The sequence below is a fragment of the Klebsiella sp. GN_Kp190 genome (assembly GCF_040061795.1).
GTDB classification, from domain to species: domain Bacteria; phylum Pseudomonadota; class Gammaproteobacteria; order Enterobacterales; family Enterobacteriaceae; genus Klebsiella; species Klebsiella michiganensis.
On record NZ_JBEAFN010000047.1, the window covers coordinates 1 to 17614 of the forward strand.

Sequence of the window (17614 nt, forward strand, 5' to 3'; positions counted from 1 at the left end):
TATTTGCTGTGGGATAATAGTGAACGGAATCCCTCAACACCGTCCCGGAGGCGGCGCTGCCACGCCTGTCCGGGTACCCAATCTCCCTCCCTCAGGCACCGGGCCCGGAAATCCCGGGTCACGGCGTAAACGCCTTACCCGGGCTACTCCCCGCAGACGATGTTATGAAAACTACCTGCTCTCCACCGCGATCATGGTGACGAACGGATGGTACTGCCACGGCACGCTGCCGCCTTTCTGGTACATCTTCGAAATGGTACCGTCGAGATAGAGCATCTGGCGCACGTTGAGCTTCGACTGCGCGTAGCAGGCAAAATCATAGAAATTGGTTTCGCGCGCGCTGAGCATAAAGACCACTTTGCCATCGCCGGTGATGCCCACGCCGTTACGCAGCTTGCGCGAGCTGGCGGACGGCTTCAGCCGCCAGTTGATCTTGCCGTTTTCAATCAGCATCGGCCCGGACTGCACGGCGTAGCGGATGGCCGGCGACGGCCTGAATTTATCGATGCTGACAATCCCCGCGTTTTGCCCGCGCAGATAAAACACCCCGCCGGGACGAATAAAAAAGTTGCCGCCGCCGGAAGCGCGGTTAAGCGGGGTCAGCTGCCTGCCTTTCTCGATATACAGCCCCAGCGGCGCGTAGGCTTTATCATAAATTCCGCCGTTCATCGCCATCTGCACCTGTCCGTTGTGGTCGATATCCGCCAGCAGGGAGCGCAGCGATCCCCAGGCTTTGCCGTCCTCTTTTTGCCAGTACATCACGATGCGTTCGCGCTGCGGATCAACGGTATAGCTTTGCAGCGTCAGCGACGGGTCGGTCAGCGAGCACTTCCCGCTGGCGAAAGCGGGCAGGGATAACAGCAGCAGCGGCAGAAGAGAGAAAAAGCGCACGACAGGTTCCAGACAGACGACGAAAGCGTGCAGTATAGCGTTTTATCGCCGCTACGCCGTCCAGATTTCGCAGTGCTTTTGTACCAGCCCGATCAATGACCCGCCGTTGGCGACAAACTCGCGCATCTGCTGCGGCTCGCTGCGATCCTGCTTCGCCTGGCGCACAATCGCCTCCAGCGCGCTGCCGGCATTCAGCTTGTGGGCGCTGGGGGCCAGCCTATCCGCCAGCTGTAAAATTTCTTCGCGCAATGTTCGTTGTTCGCCGCCGTTAACATCGGTATTGATCCCATCGAGCCCGTAGCGGCAGGCCTGATAGCGGTTGAAGGGGTAGAGCAGATAATCCTCGGGCTGATGCTTAAACGGCCGCTCCGTCAGCAGCCAGCAGGCGATGATCTGAATAAACCCGGCGATATTCACCGCCTGAGCAATCGTCAGCGGCGTATCCATCACCCGGACTTCGACGGTACCAAAGCGCGGGCTGGGGCGGATATCCCAGTGCAGATCCTTCATGCTGTCGATCATGCTGGTATAGCTAAGACGGCGAAACAGACCGGTAAAAGCCTGCCAGTTATTCACCCACGGCATCGGGCCGTTATCGGGATAGGCGGCAAACAGGTTAAGCCGCGAGCAGGCAAAGCCGCTATCGGTCCCGTCGAGCCAGGGCGATGCCGCATTCAGCGCGATAAAATGCGGTACGAAGCGCGACAGGCCGTGCAGAAGATAGATGGCATCATCGCCGTTTTGACACCCCACGTGCACGTGCTGGCCGAAGATCGTCGCCTGCTTCGCCAGGTAACCAAAGTGCTCGACGGTTTTCAGGTAGCGCGGGTTATCGCTGATCTGCTGGCGCTGCCAGCTTTGAAACGGATGCGTTCCGCCGCCGCAGATCAGCACATGATGGCGGGAGGCGGCGCGCAGCACCGCCTGTTGAATCGCGCTCAGCTGCGCGGTGGCCTGGTGGATATCGCGGCAGACGCCGGTGGCGATCTCCAGCATGCTTTCGGTAATGTCATGCTTGGCCTCGCCCGCTTTCAGCGTGCCCTGCACCTCGTCAATCAGCGCGGAAGAGTCCTGGCTCAGATCGAAACCCGGCGGGTTGACGACCTGAAGCTCCAGCTCGATACCGAGGGTAAACGGCTCGGAGCGGTGAAAATCAGGTAACGGCATGGCGACTCCCTCTTTCTCTTTATCAGAAAGTATAGAAGACAACGCCTCAAACTGATGATTTGCCGGACATTATGAATTTAATTTATAGAAAATAACGCCACGTGATTATCCCTTTAAAAAGAAAGTAAGGCTGGTGCAATCCTGCAACAGAATTCCCGCCGGTGGTGCAAAAAGATAAGGTTATTCTATTTTTTAAATAAAATCATATAGATGATATAAGTCATTCTTATTTTATAAGCCATTTCACGCTTATTCCCCGCGCGTTCAGAACTGGTATGTATCTTGCCTGTTAAATAGCGACTTTTATTTAACAGGGACAATGTGATGCTGAAGAAAAAAATATTTTCGCGTAAATGCCATCTCGCCGTTGCTGTTAGCGGAGCATTGGCGCTGATCGCCTCTTTGCCGGCCAATGCCTCAACCCTGCGGATCGCCATGACCGCCGCCGATATCCCTTTGACCCTCGGACAGCCCGATCAGGGCTTTGAGGGCAACCGCTTCACCGGCATTCCGCTCTACGACGCCCTCGTTGAATGGGATCTCTCTCAGGGAGAAAAGCCCAGCGGCCTGGTGCCGGGGCTGGCGACCGAGTGGCACGTTGACCCGCAAAATCAAAGCCGCTGGATTTTCACCCTGCGCCCGGGCGTTAAGTTTCACGATGGTTCAACGGTCAACGCCGATGCCATCGTCTGGAACGTGGATAAGGTGCTGAATAAAGCCGCGCCGCAGTATGCCCCGGGCCAGATAGGCAACACCCTCTCACGCATGCCGACCCTGACCGGCGCGGAAAAGATTGACGACCACACCGTGGCGCTGACCACCTCCGAACCGGACGCGCTGCTGCCTTACAACCTTACCAACCTGTTTATCGTTTCGCCGACGGCGTGGCAGAAGCTGTATGACGCAGTGCCGGCAAACGCCGGCGATGCCGCCGCGCGTAGTAAGCAGGCGTGGACCGAGTTCGCCGCCCACGCGGTGGGCAGCGGTCCGTTCAAAATGGAAAAACTGGTTCCTCGCCAGCAACTGATCCTCGATAAGAACCCCGACTACTGGAACAAAGATCGCATTCCGCGAGTGGACAAAGTGGTGCTGATCCCGCTGCCGGAAGCTAACGCCCGCACGGCGGCGCTGCTCTCGAAGCAGGTGGACTGGATCGAAGCCCCGGCCCCGGACGCGGTCGATCAGATAAAAGCCCAGGGCTTTAAAATCTACGCCAACACCCAGCCGCACCTGTGGCCGTGGCAGTTCTCCTTCGAAGAGGGCTCGCCGTGGAAAGATATTCGCGTGCGCAAAGCCGCCAACCTGTGCCTGAACCGCGCGGAGCTCAAAAGCTATCTCGGCGGCTATATGACCGAAGCGACCGGCGTCTACGAGGCCGGCAGCCCGTGGCACGGTAAACCCACCTTCCAGATCAAATATGACCCGGATACCGCCCGTAAGCTGATGACCGAAGCCGGGTATAGCGCCGGGAAACCGCTGCACGTCACGGTCGCCACCTCGGCCTCCGGCTCCGGGCAGATGCAGCCGCTGCCGATGAACGAGTACATCCAGCAGAGCCTGAAAAGCTGCTTCTTTAACGTTGACATTAAGGTCAACGAATGGAACACCCTGTTTACCAACTGGCGTCTCGGGGCGAAAGATCCGTCGGCGAAAGGGATCGATGCGATCAACGTCAGCGCCGCGGTTAACGATCCCTATTTCGGCATGATCCGCTTCTCCACCGCGAAGGCCTTCCCGCCGGTGGCGACCAACTGGGGCTACTTCTCGACCCCGGAAACCGAAAAGCTGGCGGCGGCGGTGAAACATGCGTTTACCCCGGCTGAAATGGATAAAGCCGCGGGTGAACTGCACGCCGCGCTGGTCGATCAGGTGCCGTTCCTGTTCGTCGCCCACGATGTCGGGCCAAGGGCGATATCGCCAGCCGTCACCGGTGTGGTACAGCCGCAAAGCTGGTTTATCGACCTCAGCCTGGTGAGCAAAAAAGAGTAATCGACACGGGAGCAAGAGATGATCAATACGCTGCTATATCGCATCCTGCTGGCCGTCCCCACCATGCTCGGGGTGGCGGTGATCTGTTTTATGCTGGTGCAGATAGCGCCGGGCGACCCGCTGGTATCGGTGATGCCGCCGGACGCTTCGGAATCGCTGCGTCAGACCTTAATGCAGGCCTACGGCTTTGATAAACCGCTGCCGCTGCAGTTTGTGCACTGGCTATGGCGGGCGCTGCACGGCGATCTGGGCATGTCGGTCGCCACCGGGCGCCCGGTCATCGATGAAGTGATGACGGCGGTCACCTACTCTCTGCGTCTGGCGCTGCTGGCGACGGCGATCGGGTTTGCGCTGGGCAGCCTGTTCGGTTTTGTCGCCGGCTACTTTCGTAACAGCATTATTGACCGTCTGGCCTCGGTGCTATCCGTGTTTGGCGTCAGCGTACCGCACTACTGGCTGGGGATGCTGCTGGTCATCGTTTTTAGCGTCAAATTCGCGCTGCTGCCGGCGACCGGCGGCGGGCCAATCGGCGAGGTGGGCTGGCAGTGGAACTGGGAACACCTGCAGTTTATGCTGCTGCCGGCCTTCACGCTGTCGGTGATCCCGACCGGCATTATCGCCCGCACCGTTCGCTCGCAGGTGGCGGACATTCTCAGCCAGGAGTTTATCGTTGGCCTGCGCGCCCGGGGGCTCAACGAGTCGCGGATCTTTCTGCACGTGGTGAAAAACGCCGCCCCGACCGCGCTGGCGGTGATGGGGCTGCAGGTCGGCTATCTGATGGGCGGCTCGATTCTGGTGGAAACCGTCTTCTCCTGGCCCGGCACCGGTCTGCTGCTGAACACCGCTATCTTCCAGCGCGATCTGCCGCTATTGCAGGGCACCATCTGGGTACTGGCGCTGTTCTTTGTCCTGCTCAATCTGCTGGTGGATATTCTGCAAACCAGTCTCGATCCGCGAATTAAGAGGAGCTGACGATGGTGGATACCGTGACGACCAAAGGCATTACCGTCTCTGCCGCGACGGTTGCCAGACAAGGCTACTGGCGCGGCGTGTTTCGCCGCCTGCTGCGCGACCCGGGCGGCGTATTCGTCGGCGCGATCATTCTCATCCTGCTGGCGCTGGCGCTGTTCGGTCCTTGGCTAATCGTGAAAGATCCGTATCAAACATCGATGTTTTTACGCCTCAAACCGATTGGCGCCGACGGCTTTCCGCTGGGCTCCGATGAGCTCGGGCGCGATATGCTATCAAGGCTGATTCTCGGCACCCGGCTGTCGCTGTTTATGGGGATTGTCCCGGTGGTGTTCGCCTTTTTCATCGGCGGGGCGATCGGCATTATCGCCGGCTATGCGGGCGGTAAAACCAACACCCTGATTATGCGCACCGTGGACGTGTTTTACGCCTTTCCCTCGGTGCTGCTGGCGATCGCGCTCTCTGGCGCGCTGGGGGCGGGCATCGGTAACGCGCTGCTCTCGCTGACCCTGGTGTTCGTGCCGCAGGTGGCGCGTATCGCCGAAAGCGTCACCGCGCAGGTGCGGCATATGGACTATATCGACGCCGCCCGGGCCACCGGGGCCAGCGCGTTCACCATTATTCGCGTCCAGGTGCTGGGCAACGTGCTGGGGCCGATTTTCGTCTTCTCCACCGGCCTGATTTCGGTGTGCATGATCCTCGCCTCCGGGCTCTCTTTTCTCGGTCTCGGGGTTCGCCCGCCGGAGCCGGAATGGGGGCTGATGCTGAACACCCTGCGTACGGCGATTTATACCCAGCCGTGGGTAGCGGCGCTGCCCGGCCTGATGATTTTTATCACCTCCATTTCGTTCAATATCCTCGCGGACCGCCTGCGTGCGGCAATGGCGATTAAGGAGTAAGCGATGCAACCCTTTATCAATATCGACCTCGGCGGACCGGCGCAGCCGCTGCTGAAGGTCAACAATCTGCTGAAACATTTTCCCGCCGGCGGCGGCAAAGCGCGCGAAGTGGTGCAGGCGGTGGACGACGTCAGTTTTTCGGTGATCAAAGGCGAAACCCTCGGCGTGGTGGGGGAGTCGGGCTGCGGTAAATCCACCACCGCGCGGCTGCTGATGCAGCTGCTTAAGCAGGACAGCGGGGAGCTGATCTTCGATGGTCTGGAGGTGGGTTCATCGCGCCTGCCGATGAAAGCGTATCGCCGCCAGGTGCAGATGGTTTTCCAGGATAGCTACGCCTCGCTCAATCCGCGCATGACTATGGAAGAGAGCATTGCGTTCGGCCAGCGGGTACACGGCGTCAGCGCCAAAGAGGCCAGCGAGTACGCCCGCTATCTGCTGGCGCACGTCGGCCTTGAGCCGGAACGTTTTGCCCATCGTTATCCGCACGCGCTTTCCGGCGGCCAGCGCCAGCGGGTGAATATTGCCCGCGCGCTGGCGATGAAGCCCCGGCTGGTGATCCTCGACGAGGCCGTCTCGGCGCTGGATAAGTCGGTGGAAGCTCAGGTGCTGCAGCTGCTGCAGGAGCTGAAGCGGACGCTGGCGCTGACCTATGTGTTTATCAGCCACGATCTGCACGTGGTGCGCTGGCTGTCGGACCGCATTCTGGTGATGTATCTCGGCGAGGTGGTGGAGATTGGCCCGGCGGAGCAGCTGTTTACCGCCTCGGCCCACCCCTATACCCGGGCGCTGTTAAGCTCGATGCCGTCAATGGACCCGCACAATCGCACCTTAACCTCGCCGCTGAGCGGCGATCCGCCCAGCCCGATTTCTCCGCCCTCCGGCTGCCGCTTTCATACCCGCTGCCCGCACGCCAGAGCAGTGTGCGCCGAGGTGAAACCGACGCTCGAAAGCGTCGGCGAGGGGCACCAGAGCGCCTGCCTGATGGCGCAGCCCGCGTCGCCCTGGCATCAAAATATCGCCATTCAGGAGGTCAGCCATGTCGCATGAAGCCTACGTCCATATCCGCGACCTGCGGGTTGAGTTTCGCCGCGACGGTCAGACGGTCAACGCGGTCAACGGCGTCTCCTTTGATGTGCAAAAAGGCGAGGTGATGGCGCTGATCGGCGAGTCTGGCTCCGGGAAAAGCGTCACCCTGCGCGCCCTGATGCGGCTGCACCCGCCGAAAAGCAGCGTGCTTTCCGGTACCCTGAGGGTCGGGGAAGAGGATGTGTTGAACATGAGCGCCGGGCAGCTGCGGCGCTACCGCGGCGCGCGCTGCGCGATGATTTTCCAGGAGCCGCTGCTGGCCTTCGACCCGGTCTATACCGTGGGCCAGCAGATTGTCGAGGGGCTGCGTCGCCATGAAGGCCTGTCGCGGCAGGCGGCGCGGGAAAGGGCGCTGGAGGCGCTGCGTCAGGTGCGCATTCCGAGCCCCGAGCGGCGGCTGGATGCTTACCCGCACGAGATGTCCGGCGGGATGCGCCAGCGGGCGATGATTGCCCTCGCGTTATCCTGCAACCCGCAGCTGCTGCTGGCGGATGAGCCGACCACCGCCCTCGATGCCACGGTGCAAATCCAAATCTTGATTCTGCTGCGTGAGCAGCAAAAGCAGCGCGATCTGTCGATTATATTTGTGACCCACGATATCGGCGCGGCGGTGGAGATCGCCGACCGGGTGGCGGTGATGTACGCCGGGCGCATCGTGGAGGAGGCGTCGATCGAGGAGATTCTGTATCGTCCGCGCCATCCCTATACCCAGGTGCTGCTGGGCAGCCGGCCGAAAGAGGGGTTGAAAAAGGGCGACGCGCTGCACTGTATTCCCGGCTCGCCGCCGGATCTCTCGTGCCTGCCGCCGGGCTGCGCGTTTGCCGAACGCTGTCCACACGCGCGCCCCGCCTGCGCGCAAAGCCAGCCGACGACCGAACCGGCCGGGCCGCGTCACGTGGTAAGTTGCCATCGCTGGCGTGATCTGAGCCCGTCCGTTGAAAACCAGGCGCTTTACGCCTGAGGCCAGGAGGAAACCATCATGCAGGACGACATTCGCGCCTTTATGCCCTATCCGCCGCATCCGGTGGCGCATGCGCTCAGCGGGACGCTGAGCGGCTTAACCTTTGCGGTCAAAGATCTGTTCGACGTGGCGGGCTACCCAACCGGCGGGGGCAATCCGCACCTGCTGGCGCTGTCCGGGATTAAAAACCGCACCGCGCCGGTGGTGCAAAAGCTGTTAGATAACGGCGCGCGCTTTATCGGCAAAACCCATACCAGCGAGCTGGCGTATTCGATGAGCGGGCACAACGTGCATTACGGAACCCCGCGCAACGGCGCCGCGCCGAATCATATACCCGGCGGATCGTCGTCCGGCTCGGCGTCGGCGGTATCGAACGCGGCGTGCGACTTTGCCCTCGGCAGCGATACCGGCGGTTCGGTACGCACGCCGGCGAGCTACTGCGGACTGTTTGGCCTGCGTCCAACCCACGGCCGTCTCTCCCTCGACGGCTGCCAGCCGCTGTGCGCCACCATGGACACCTGCGGCTTCTTTGCCCGCTCGCCGGAGGTCTTTTCCGCCGTCGCCGCTTGTCTGTTCGACGATGAACGCGCGGATTTCGACGGCGTGCGGCTGGCCTGCCACGATGGGCTGTTTTCCCGCCTGCCGCTGCGCAGCCAGCAGGCGCTGCTGCCGGTCCGCCAACGGCTGGCGCGCTTTTTCGGCCCGTTAGCGCCGCTCGATGCGCCGCTGCCCGACGCGGACGATATTTATCTCGCCTTCCGCCAGATTCAGGGCTACGAAGCGTGGCAGGCGCAGGGCGAAACCATTGAGCGCTATGCTCTGCAGCTAGGCCCGGACGTCCGCGAGCGCTTTTTCTGGGGCAAAGCGGTCACTCGCGCGCAGTTTGACGCCGCCTGCCAGCTGCGCGAGCGTTTTACCGCCTGGTGGGACGCGCAGCTGGGCGATGCGGTCCTGGTGATGCCGACCGTTCCCGATGGCGCGCCGCTGCTGACGGCGCAGGCCGAAGAGATAGAAGCGGTCCGGCGCCTGTCTCACGACCTGCTGTTAATTTCCGTGATGACCCAACGTCCGCAGGTGACGCTGCCGGTCGCCCAGACGGGCGGTCTGCCGCTGGGGATGTCATTTTTAGGCCCGCGCGGCAGCGATCGTCTGCTGGTCGAGCTGGCTGCCGCGTTTATGCAAGGAGACCGAAATGAGCAGTGATGTCCTTTTTACCCCGATGACCGAAACCACCGACTGCCGGGTTAACGGCGAGCGTCTGTGGGAGTCGCTGATGGCGCTGGCGGAAATCGGCGCCACGCCGAAGGGCGGCTGCTGTCGTCTGACGCTCACCGATCTCGATCGCCAGGGGCGGGATTTGGTGATTAGCTGGGCGCAGGCGGCGGGGATGCGCGTCACCGTCGATAAAATCGGCAACGTCTTTATGCGCCGGGAAGGGCGTAATCCGGCGCTGCCGCCGATTGTCTCCGGCAGCCATATTGATACCCAGCCCACCGGCGGCAAATTTGATGGCAACTACGGCGTGCTGGCGGCGCTGGAGGTGGTGCGCACCCTGAACGATCGGCATATCGAAACCGAAGCGCCGATTGAAGTGGTGTTCTGGACCAACGAAGAGGGCTCGCGCTTTGTGCCGGTGATGATGGGCTCCGGGGTGTTTGCCGGGGTATTCCCGCTGGAGACCATCTACGCAGCGCAGGATGCGGACGGTAAAACCGTCGGCGCGGAGCTGGCGCGTATCGGCTATATCGGCAGCCAGACGCCGGGCGACCATCCGGTTGGCGCCTACTTTGAAGCGCATATTGAACAGGGGCCGATTCTTGAAGATGAAGAGAAAATTATCGGCATTGTGCAGGGCGTGCTGGGGATCCGCTGGTATGACTGCGTGGTGACCGGCCAGGAGTCCCACGCCGGGCCGACGCCGATGCGCCTGCGTCAGGATGCGCTGCAGGCAGCGACCCGCATTATGCAGGAGGTCGTGGCGATCGCCGGGCGCAGCGACGAGGGGCGCGGTACGGTAGGGAGGGTGCAGGTCTATCCGAACAGCCGCAACGTGGTGCCGGGAGAGGTCACTTTTTCGATTGATATGCGTAATCTCAGCGATGCGCTGGTGGATGAGATGGACAGCCAGCTGCGGGCGTTTATCGCCGGGGTTGAGCGGGAGAGTGGCCTGAAGGTGGCGCTGAAAGAGGTGAGCCACTATCCGGCGGCGCCGTTCCACCCGGATTGCCAGGCGGCGATCGCCGACGCCGCGCAGCGGCTGGGCTATCCGGCGCGGGAGATTGTCTCCGGCGCCGGGCACGACGCGGTGTATATGAGCTACCTGGCGCCAACCGGGATGATTTTTATCCCCTGCAGGGACGGGATCAGCCACAACGAAATTGAGTATGCGTCGCCGGAGCACGTTGAGGCCGGCGCGAACGTGCTGCTGCAGGTGATGCTGCAGTACGCGCGGGTGGTATAAACGGCCGCTCTCCCCGGTCGCGCTGCGCTTACCGGGGCTACGGGTTTCCAGCCGCCTGCGGGGGAGTAGCCCGGGTAAGGCGTTTACGCCGCGACCCGGGATTTCCGGGCTACAAGGACAATACAGGCTAGCTGCCAAATTTGCGCGAACCGATAACGCATAGAATCACGCCCAGGGTTACGGTCAGCATCAGGCCGTTCTCCCCGGTCGCGCTGCGCTTACCGGGGCTACGGGTTTCCAGCCGTCTGCGGGGCGGTAGCCCGGGTAAGGCGTTTACGCCGCGACCCGGGATTTCCGGGCTACAAGGGCAATACAGGCTAGCTGCCAAATTTGCGCGAACCGATAACGCACAGAATCACGCCCAGCGTCACGGCCAGCATCAATGGGCTGACGGTTTCGTGCAAAAGCGCCGCCGCCAGGCCAAGCCCGAAGAACGGCTGTAATAGCTGGAGCTGGCCGACGGCGGCGATACCGCCAGCGGCGAGCCCTTTGTACCAGAAAATAAAGCCGATAAGCATGCTAAAGAGCGACACATAGCCGAGCGCGATCCAGGCGGAAGGCGATATAGCGCCCCATGACGCTGGCCGGGTCATCCACGAGGCCACCAGCATAAAAGGCAGCGCCATAATCAGCGCCCAGCTAATCACCTGCCATCCGCCGCCGCCGGTGGCCAGCTATGCGCCGGAAAGCACGGTTTATATCACCGGTTTTTCGAAAAACGTCGCCACCGGACTGCGCGTGGGGACGGTTGTCTGCCCGTCCCGCTATCGGCCGGAGATTGAGCGCGCTATACGGGCCACCACGTGGAACACCCCTTCGCTGGTGAGTTCGCTGATCTGCGCCTGGATTGAAGACGGCACGGTGGCGCGTTTTGAAGCGCAGAAACGCCAGGATGCGCGGCGGCGGCAGGGGGTTGCCCGTGAGGTTCTCGGCGCGCTTCCCTTCGTCAGCCATCCGGATTCGTATTTTGTCTGGCTGCCTCTGGGCGAGGAGAGTCGGGCCGATCGGCTGGCGAAAACGCTGATGGAGCGCCATATTTCCGTGTCGACCGCCGAGCCTTTTTGCGTTACAGCGAACGTTCCGCAGGCGATCCGCATCGCCCTCGGCTCCGTTCCCTTCGATAGCCTGCGCGCGGCGCTAGTCCAGGTTCGCGAAGCCGTGGAGTATGAGCAATATCGCTAGCGTTTCGGCGGCGAGCGATAGGGTGACTTATTAGTAACGTTTTATGGGGTAAATAGCGGGTTAATAGTCTTAAAATAAATGTTTGTTTTTTATTATTATGATTTATAGGGTTAATTTTAAATTTGATGACAATATAAAATTGTTACGGTAGTGTACAAAACACATCAAGTACGGTTGTGCTGTTGACGCTGAGCGAGCGCACGTCCTGAAGATACGACGTTGTTAATCATTTCAGGGGCGGAGCCGCGCCCTGTTCTGTACAGGATCCTTTTTCAATGCAGCAGCTCTACCTTTATATACTGATTGCCAGCCTGACCATTGCCAGCCCCGGGCCAGGAGTGCTTCTGACGCTGACCAACACCCTGAATTATAATCTGCGTAATGCAATGGCGGGGATTATCGGCGTGGCGGTGGGGATGGGCGTCATATCGATTATTGCTGCCAGCAGCGTTGGCGTGATGATTACCACCTCTCAGCTGACGCTGTTGATAGTCAAGGGGGTTGGGGCGGCCTATCTGATCTATCTGGGCGTAAAGCTCTTTCGCTCGGTGCCCCGCGCGCTGAATCAACCTCTCTCTTCTGCCGATTCAACGATGCCTTCCGCCAGCCAGCGGTTTCGTCAGGGAGTACTGGTGTCGTTGTTTAATCCCAAACCCATTGTGTTTTTTATGGCGCTGTTTCCCCAGTTTATTCATCCACAGCAGCCCTTTATTCCGCAGTTCAGCGTGCTGTCGATAACCTTCTGTATTCTGGTGGTTGTCATTCATTCACTCTACGGCCTTTTCGCACACAGCGTAAAAACGAAAATGTCGTCCGGGAATGCCTTTGTTAAGCTGAATAAAACCGGTGGCATCGTGTTTGTGTGTTTTGCCGTCGGTCTTATTGTTTCCGCCGTTCATCCTTATTTGTCGCTATCATCGTGAGGCCGCCGCGTTAAGGCTGGGGGCCCTGCGTTCAGCCCATCTGCGCCAGCTGGCCGCGCAGTACCTCCACGCCCTGTTCGATGGCGTCAGGGTGAATGGCGTGGAACCCCATCCGGAAGAAGTTAGCCGGCGGCGCGTCGCTGAGAAAATGCCGCGCGCCGGGCTCAATCAGCACCCCGGCGTGGGCGGCGCGCCAGGTCAGCTGCTGGGTGTTGATTTGCTCCGGCGTGGCCAGCCAGAACGCGTTGGCGTGTTCGCTGCCGGGGATGATGCGGCACTCCGGCAGATGCTGCTGTAGCGCGTTGTTGAGACGGTCCCAGCGCTGGGCAGAGTCGTAATGGTAGCGCCGCAGGTGGGTTTCATAGTGGCCCTGGGCGAGGAAATGGGCCATCTGATACTGAATATTGGTCGGCGGATGACGATACACCAGCCGCCGCAGCGCCCGGGCTTCGTCAATCAGATCCGGGTCAGCGACCATAAAGCCCAGCCGCAGGCCCGGCGATAGCGCTTTTGACAGGCTGCTCACGTAGATCACTCTTCCGCAGCGATCGCTGGCCTTCAGCGCCGGCAGCGGGTTGAGCATAAAGTTACTTTCAGAGTCGTAATCGTCCTCAATAATCACCGCATCATGGCGAGCGGCATGCTCCAGCAGCTGGTCGCGCCGCGCTTTGCTCATCGCCACCCCGGTTGGCACCTGGTGTCCGGGAGTGACGTAGTAGTAATCGCAGGGGGCGTCGTTGAGGACGATCCCCTGTTCATCCACCGGATGCGGCACGATATCGGTATCGGCAAGCAGAAAGGTGTTAATGGCCTCGCGAAAGCAGGGATTCTCCACGCCAACGCGCGTGCTGGATGACATCAGCAGGCGCGTCAGCAGGTACAGCGCGTTTTGCGAACCGAGGGTAATCAGAATCTCGTCCGGCGAGGCGACAATGCCGCGTTTAGGCAGTACCCGGGTGCGGATCTGCTCAATCAGCATCGGCACGTCGCGATCGATGTGATCCACCACCCACTCCGGGTCGCGAACCCCGCCGTGCAGCCAGTTTGCCGCCGAGCGCCAGGTCGCCAGCGGGAACTGGCGGGTATCCGGCTGGCCGTAGATAAACGGATAGCGGTAGTTCATCCAGCCGGCCGGCTTCAGAATCGACTCCTGCTGGCTGGGGGTGATTTGCAGTCGCGTGCCCCAGCGTGGTGCAGAACCCTCGTCCTGCGGTGCAGCTTCCGGCGCCGAAGAGGGGCTGGCGTGCTGGTAATCCGGATGCAGGTAATAACCGCTGCGCGGGCGACTCACGAGGTATCCCTCGTTAACCAGCCCTTCAAAAACCAGCGCCGTGGTGTTGCGCGAGACCCGCAGCTGGCTGGCCAGCTGGCGGCAGGAGGGGAGCGGCGTGTCGGCGGAAAAAATGCCGCCCAGAATGGCGTTAATCAGCGTCTCGCGCACCTGCTCCTGCAAACCGCGGCGCGGGTCGAAATCAACGTGTAACAGGTGTCGGATCATGCCTGGCTCCTTACTCAAACGCACAGTACAGACACTGGAGCAAATTCCATACCACCCTGAGAATGACTGACACATCCGCGCGGTGAATCTGGCTCTATCCGGAAATTTAAAACGCTCCCTACAGTAAAAACGTATTCATCAGTCGCGGACCGGAACTTCCGTCGGCACATATTTTGCAAAACCTTTTCATGTTCTGGAGTGAACACGTCTGGCGAATTAATTAGGGGTGAATTAATGAAAAAATCATTAGGTTCAATTTGTCTGGGCGCCATCATGGCGATGGCCTTTTCTTATCACGCAGCCGCCGCGGATCTTCCGGAAATAGAAAAATCCGGCACCCTGAAAGTCGCAACCGAAGATGATTACGCGCCTTTTAACTTTATGAATAACGGCCAGGCGGATGGCTTCAACAAAGATATGCTCGATGAATTACGCAAATACGCGAAATTCAACGTCGACCAGAGCATTTTGCCGTGGACCGGATTATTGGCGGCGGTTTCTACCGGGCAATACGATATGGCCTTAACCGGCGCGGTGATCACCGACGACCGTCTCAAGGTCTTTGATTTCACGCCGCCGTGGGCGTCAGCGCAGCACTATTTTGTCAAACGCGCGGGCGATAATTCATTGAACACCATTGCCGAACTGAGCGGGAAAAAGGTGGGCGTCCAGGCGGGCAGCGCGCTGCTGGCAAGGCTGCCGGAACTGAAAGCGATGCTGGAGAAAACCGGCGGTAAGCTGGGGCCGGTGGTGGAGTATCCCTCCTACCCGGAAGCCTACGCCGATCTCGCCAACAAACGCCTGGACTACGTGATTAACGTGGTTATCTCGGTCAACGACCTGGCGAAGGCCAAGCCGAAGGTGTTCGCCAAAGGTCTGGCGGTATCCGGCCCGGGCTATATGGCCTGGCCGATCCCGAAAAACTCGCCGCAGCTGCTGGCCTATATGACCAAGTTTATGAACCACATGAAGGAGACCGGCAAGCTCGCGGAACTCCAGAAAAAGTGGTTTGGCGAAACCTATGACGATCTTCCGAACGTGCCAATCACCAGCCCGGAACAGTTCCATAAATTGGCCGGTCTGTAATGCGTTCTGCGGCGGGTAACCGCCGCCCGTTGAGTGAAGGAGGGCTTCATGGATGCAATTTCCTGGCAGTTACTGATTGAAGGCGCATGGACGACCCTCTGGATTTCGGCCATCGCCATTGCCTTTGGGGTGGTGATTGGCCTGCTGATTGCGCTGGTGCGCATGCTGCGCATTCCGGTTATCGATCAGCTGCTGGTGGTCTATATCAGCCTCGCCCGCGCGACGCCGCTGGTCACGCTGGTGCTGTTCCTGTTTCTTTCTCTGCCGACCGTCGGGATTAACCTCGACAAAAACGTCGCAGCGATAGTGGCGCTGACGCTCAATACCTCGGCCTTTAACGCCGAAATATGGCGCAACGCCTTTCGCACTTTTCCCCGCGAACAGCGGGAAGCGGCGGAGTCGGTCGGGATGCGCCGCTGGGCCTACTTCCGCTACATCATGCTGCCGCAGATGTGGATTGAAAGCCTGCCCGCGCTGGTTAACGAGATGTCGTTCCTGATTAAGGGCAGTCCGGCCATTGCGGTGATTGGCGTGGTGGATTTGACGCGCGTCACCAACCGGATTTCTTCGGTCACCTATGAACCGCTTTCGCCGATTCTGGCGGCGGGTCTGCTGTACGTGGTGATTATTGGCCTGCTGCTGAAACTGCAGGGAATGGCCGAGCGTAAAGCGAAGCGTCTGGCACGATAAATACGGGAGGTGCTATGAATCAGTGGGCCGTTATCTGGTCGGTGCGCGACAGCTTTATTGCCGGTTTACTCGCCACCCTTGAGCTTTTTATTACCGCGGCAATTGCCGGATTAATTATCGGCGTTGTCCTGTGCTATTTAAGCGAATATCAAAAGAAAACCCTTAACCGGCTTATTATTGCCTTTGTCAGCTTAATGCGGGCGATTCCCTTTTTGATCCTCGCCTATTTGCTCTATTACGGGCTGCCGCAAGTGGGTATTAGTATGGAGCCCTGGACCGCCGGCTTAATTGCCTTAATTATCTACCACGGCGCCTATTTCTTTGAGATTTTGCGCAGCCAGCGGCGGGTATTTTCCGGTGGCTATATCGAGGCGGCGGTCGCGCAGGGGTTTTCGCGCTACAAAATATTCCGCCGCATTATTCTGCCCAATATTCTCTCTTCCGCGCTCCCGCTGATGGGGAACCAGCTGATTATCTGCCTGAAAGATACCGCTTTCCTCAGCATTATCACCGTCCAGGAGATAACCGCTGCGGCTAACAGCGTGCAGGCCACCTATTTTATCCCGTTTAACGCTTTTATCGTCGCGATTGGGCTCTACTGGGCGATCAGCATCCTGGTGGAGCTGCTGATTAAACGCCTGAGCGCCTGGGGAGTCAGAAGAGGAATGAGTCATGTCTGATACTACTGCTGTAAGCGTCAAAAACGTCTCTAAACAGTTTGATAACGTGGAAGTTCTGCGTGATATCAACCTGACGGTAGAAAAGGGGACCGTGGTGAGCATTCTCGGCTCGTCGGGGTCGGGTAAATCGACGCTGCTGCGCTGCATGAACTGGCTGGAACAGCCGGATCGCGGCGAGATCCGCATCAGCGGCCAGCGGCTGGGGATTGATGAGCATAATGGCCGCGCGATGTCCCATCGCCAGCTGTCGAAAATCCGCGAGCGGGTTGGCATGGTGTTTCAGAGCTTTAACCTGTGGCCGCACCTGACGGTGCAGCAGAACGTCAGCGAAGCGCTGCTGCACGTGAAGGGGATGAAGCGTGATGAAGCGAAAGCTATCGCCATGCAGCAGCTGGAGAAAGTGGGGATGGCGCATAAAGCCGACGTTTACCCGATTACGCTCTCCGGTGGACAGAAGCAGCGGGTGGCGATTGCCCGTTCGCTGGCGATGTCGCCGGAGGTGATTCTGTTTGATGAGCCGACGTCCGCGCTGGACCCCGAGCTGGTCAATGAGGTGCTGGGTGTGATGAAGGCGCTGGCCGCCGAGGGCTACACGATGGTGGTGGTGACCCACGAGATGGACTTTGCGCGCCAGGTCTCGGATGAGGTGGTGTTTCTTGAGAAGGGGTTGTTGATTGAGAAAGCGCCGCCGGAGAAGTTTTTCACCAACCCGGATTCCGAGCGCGTCAGGCAGTTTTTGCAGAGCAGCCGGTAAGCATCAGCGGCCGTTCTCCCCGGTCGCGCTGCGCTTACCGGGGCTACGGGTTTCCAGCCGTCAGCGGGGAGTAGCCCGGGTAAGGCGTTTACGCCGCGACCCGGGATTTCCGGGCTCGGTGTTGGAGGGTGGCAGATCGAGTAGCCCGGACAGGCGGGTCAAGCGCCGCCTCCGGGGGAGTTTCATGCAGCTACGATATGCCTCTGAAACAACGTGATATGCAGGGGAGTAGCCCGGGTAAGGCGTTTACGCCGCGACCCGGGATTTTCGGGCTCGGTGTTGGAGGGTGGCAGATTGGGTAGCCCGGACAGGCGCGTCAAGCGCCGCTTCCGGGACGGTGTGGTAGGGGTTCCGTTCACCGCTATTTCGCAGAAAATG

At 59.9% G+C, this 17614-nt stretch carries 15 protein-coding genes and 2 pseudogenes; 13 read left to right on the top strand and 4 right to left on the bottom strand.

Features of this window, described 5'->3' with window-relative positions:
• Positions 1 to 171: 171 nt before the first annotated feature.
• Together ABLU67_RS23485 and ABLU67_RS23490 are read right to left on the bottom strand one after the other, a co-directional pair.
• On the bottom strand, positions 172 to 891 hold the full coding sequence (locus tag ABLU67_RS23485) for a phosphodiester glycosidase family protein (protein ID WP_049083491.1): 720 nt from the start codon (positions 889 to 891) through the stop codon (positions 172 to 174).
• A 51-nt stretch (positions 892 to 942) separates the two neighbouring features.
• Positions 943 to 2058, bottom strand: a complete 1116-nt coding sequence (locus ABLU67_RS23490; RefSeq protein ID WP_049069797.1) for a YbdK family carboxylate-amine ligase — start codon at positions 2056 to 2058, stop codon at positions 943 to 945.
• 324 nt (positions 2059 to 2382) lie between these two features.
• Here ABLU67_RS23490 and ABLU67_RS23495 point away from each other — a divergent pair, with 324 nt between their 5' ends.
• The 7 genes from ABLU67_RS23495 to ABLU67_RS23525 are packed head-to-tail and all read left to right on the top strand — an operon-like array spanning position 2383 to position 10423.
• Complete coding sequence (locus tag ABLU67_RS23495; RefSeq protein ID WP_014228317.1) at positions 2383 to 4047, top strand: ABC transporter substrate-binding protein; 1665 nt, start codon at positions 2383 to 2385, stop codon at positions 4045 to 4047.
• Positions 4048 to 4065: 18 nt separating this feature from the next.
• Positions 4066 to 5019: an ABC transporter permease gene (locus tag ABLU67_RS23500; RefSeq protein WP_004848587.1), complete on the top strand. Its 954-nt coding sequence runs from the start codon at positions 4066 to 4068 to the stop codon at positions 5017 to 5019.
• Between the two features lie 2 nt (positions 5020 to 5021).
• Positions 5022 to 5915, top strand: coding sequence for an ABC transporter permease (locus ABLU67_RS23505; RefSeq protein ID WP_014228319.1), 894 nt, complete (start codon positions 5022 to 5024; stop codon positions 5913 to 5915).
• Positions 5916 to 5918: 3 nt separating this feature from the next.
• Complete coding sequence (locus tag ABLU67_RS23510; protein ID WP_004848592.1) at positions 5919 to 6962, top strand: ABC transporter ATP-binding protein; 1044 nt, start codon at positions 5919 to 5921, stop codon at positions 6960 to 6962.
• Entirely contained in the window at positions 6952 to 7962 is a 1011-nt protein-coding gene (locus tag ABLU67_RS23515; RefSeq protein WP_109241132.1) for an ABC transporter ATP-binding protein, read from the top strand. Before ABLU67_RS23510 ends, ABLU67_RS23515 begins: the two co-directional genes overlap by 11 nt.
• A gap of 18 nt (positions 7963 to 7980) precedes the next feature.
• On the top strand, positions 7981 to 9165 hold the full coding sequence (locus tag ABLU67_RS23520) for an amidase (RefSeq protein WP_049069801.1): 1185 nt from the start codon (positions 7981 to 7983) through the stop codon (positions 9163 to 9165).
• Positions 9155 to 10423 carry a Zn-dependent hydrolase gene (locus ABLU67_RS23525; RefSeq protein WP_348852552.1) on the top strand — a complete coding sequence of 423 codons (1269 nt, stop codon included), beginning with the start codon at positions 9155 to 9157 and terminating at the stop codon, positions 10421 to 10423. The genes ABLU67_RS23520 and ABLU67_RS23525 overlap by 11 nt, the downstream gene beginning before the upstream one ends.
• Positions 10424 to 10740: 317 nt before the next feature.
• Here the strand turns inward: ABLU67_RS23525 and ABLU67_RS23530 are convergent.
• A pseudogene (locus ABLU67_RS23530) lies at positions 10741 to 11082 on the bottom strand (DMT family transporter); the annotation flags it as partial.
• Between ABLU67_RS23530 and ABLU67_RS23535 the strand changes: the two are divergent.
• A pseudogene (locus tag ABLU67_RS23535) lies at positions 11033 to 11605 on the top strand (aminotransferase class I/II-fold pyridoxal phosphate-dependent enzyme); the annotation flags it as partial. The pseudogenes ABLU67_RS23530 and ABLU67_RS23535 sit on opposite strands and share 50 nt — an antisense overlap.
• 275 nt (positions 11606 to 11880) lie before the next feature.
• The gene (locus ABLU67_RS23540) at positions 11881 to 12528 is read left to right on the top strand and encodes a LysE family translocator (RefSeq protein WP_025107060.1); all 648 of its coding nucleotides are present in this window, start codon (positions 11881 to 11883) and stop codon (positions 12526 to 12528) included.
• Positions 12529 to 12559: 31 nt separating this feature from the next.
• On the opposite strand, the gene ABLU67_RS23545 is transcribed toward ABLU67_RS23540, so the two are convergent.
• On the bottom strand, positions 12560 to 14026 hold the full coding sequence (locus tag ABLU67_RS23545) for a PLP-dependent aminotransferase family protein (protein ID WP_014228326.1): 1467 nt from the start codon (positions 14024 to 14026) through the stop codon (positions 12560 to 12562).
• A 234-nt stretch (positions 14027 to 14260) separates the two neighbouring features.
• Between ABLU67_RS23545 and ABLU67_RS23550 the strand changes: the two genes are divergently transcribed.
• Genes ABLU67_RS23550 through ABLU67_RS23565 form a run of 4 tightly spaced genes read left to right on the top strand, consistent with a single transcriptional unit; the run spans position 14261 to position 17236 of the window.
• The gene (locus ABLU67_RS23550) at positions 14261 to 15112 is read left to right on the top strand and encodes a transporter substrate-binding domain-containing protein (RefSeq protein WP_004848610.1); all 852 of its coding nucleotides are present in this window, start codon (positions 14261 to 14263) and stop codon (positions 15110 to 15112) included.
• 48 nt (positions 15113 to 15160) lie between these two features.
• Positions 15161 to 15802 (top strand): amino acid ABC transporter permease, encoded by a 642-nt coding sequence (locus ABLU67_RS23555; RefSeq protein WP_004100025.1) that lies wholly within the window; start codon positions 15161 to 15163, stop codon positions 15800 to 15802.
• Positions 15803 to 15816: 14 nt separating this feature from the next.
• Positions 15817 to 16482, top strand: a complete 666-nt coding sequence (locus tag ABLU67_RS23560) for an amino acid ABC transporter permease (protein WP_025107058.1) — start codon at positions 15817 to 15819, stop codon at positions 16480 to 16482.
• Positions 16475 to 17236 carry an amino acid ABC transporter ATP-binding protein gene (locus ABLU67_RS23565; protein ID WP_014228328.1) on the top strand — a complete coding sequence of 254 codons (762 nt, stop codon included), beginning with the start codon at positions 16475 to 16477 and terminating at the stop codon, positions 17234 to 17236. Before ABLU67_RS23560 ends, ABLU67_RS23565 begins: the two co-directional genes overlap by 8 nt.
• The last annotated feature ends 378 nt before the right edge of the window (positions 17237 to 17614 follow it).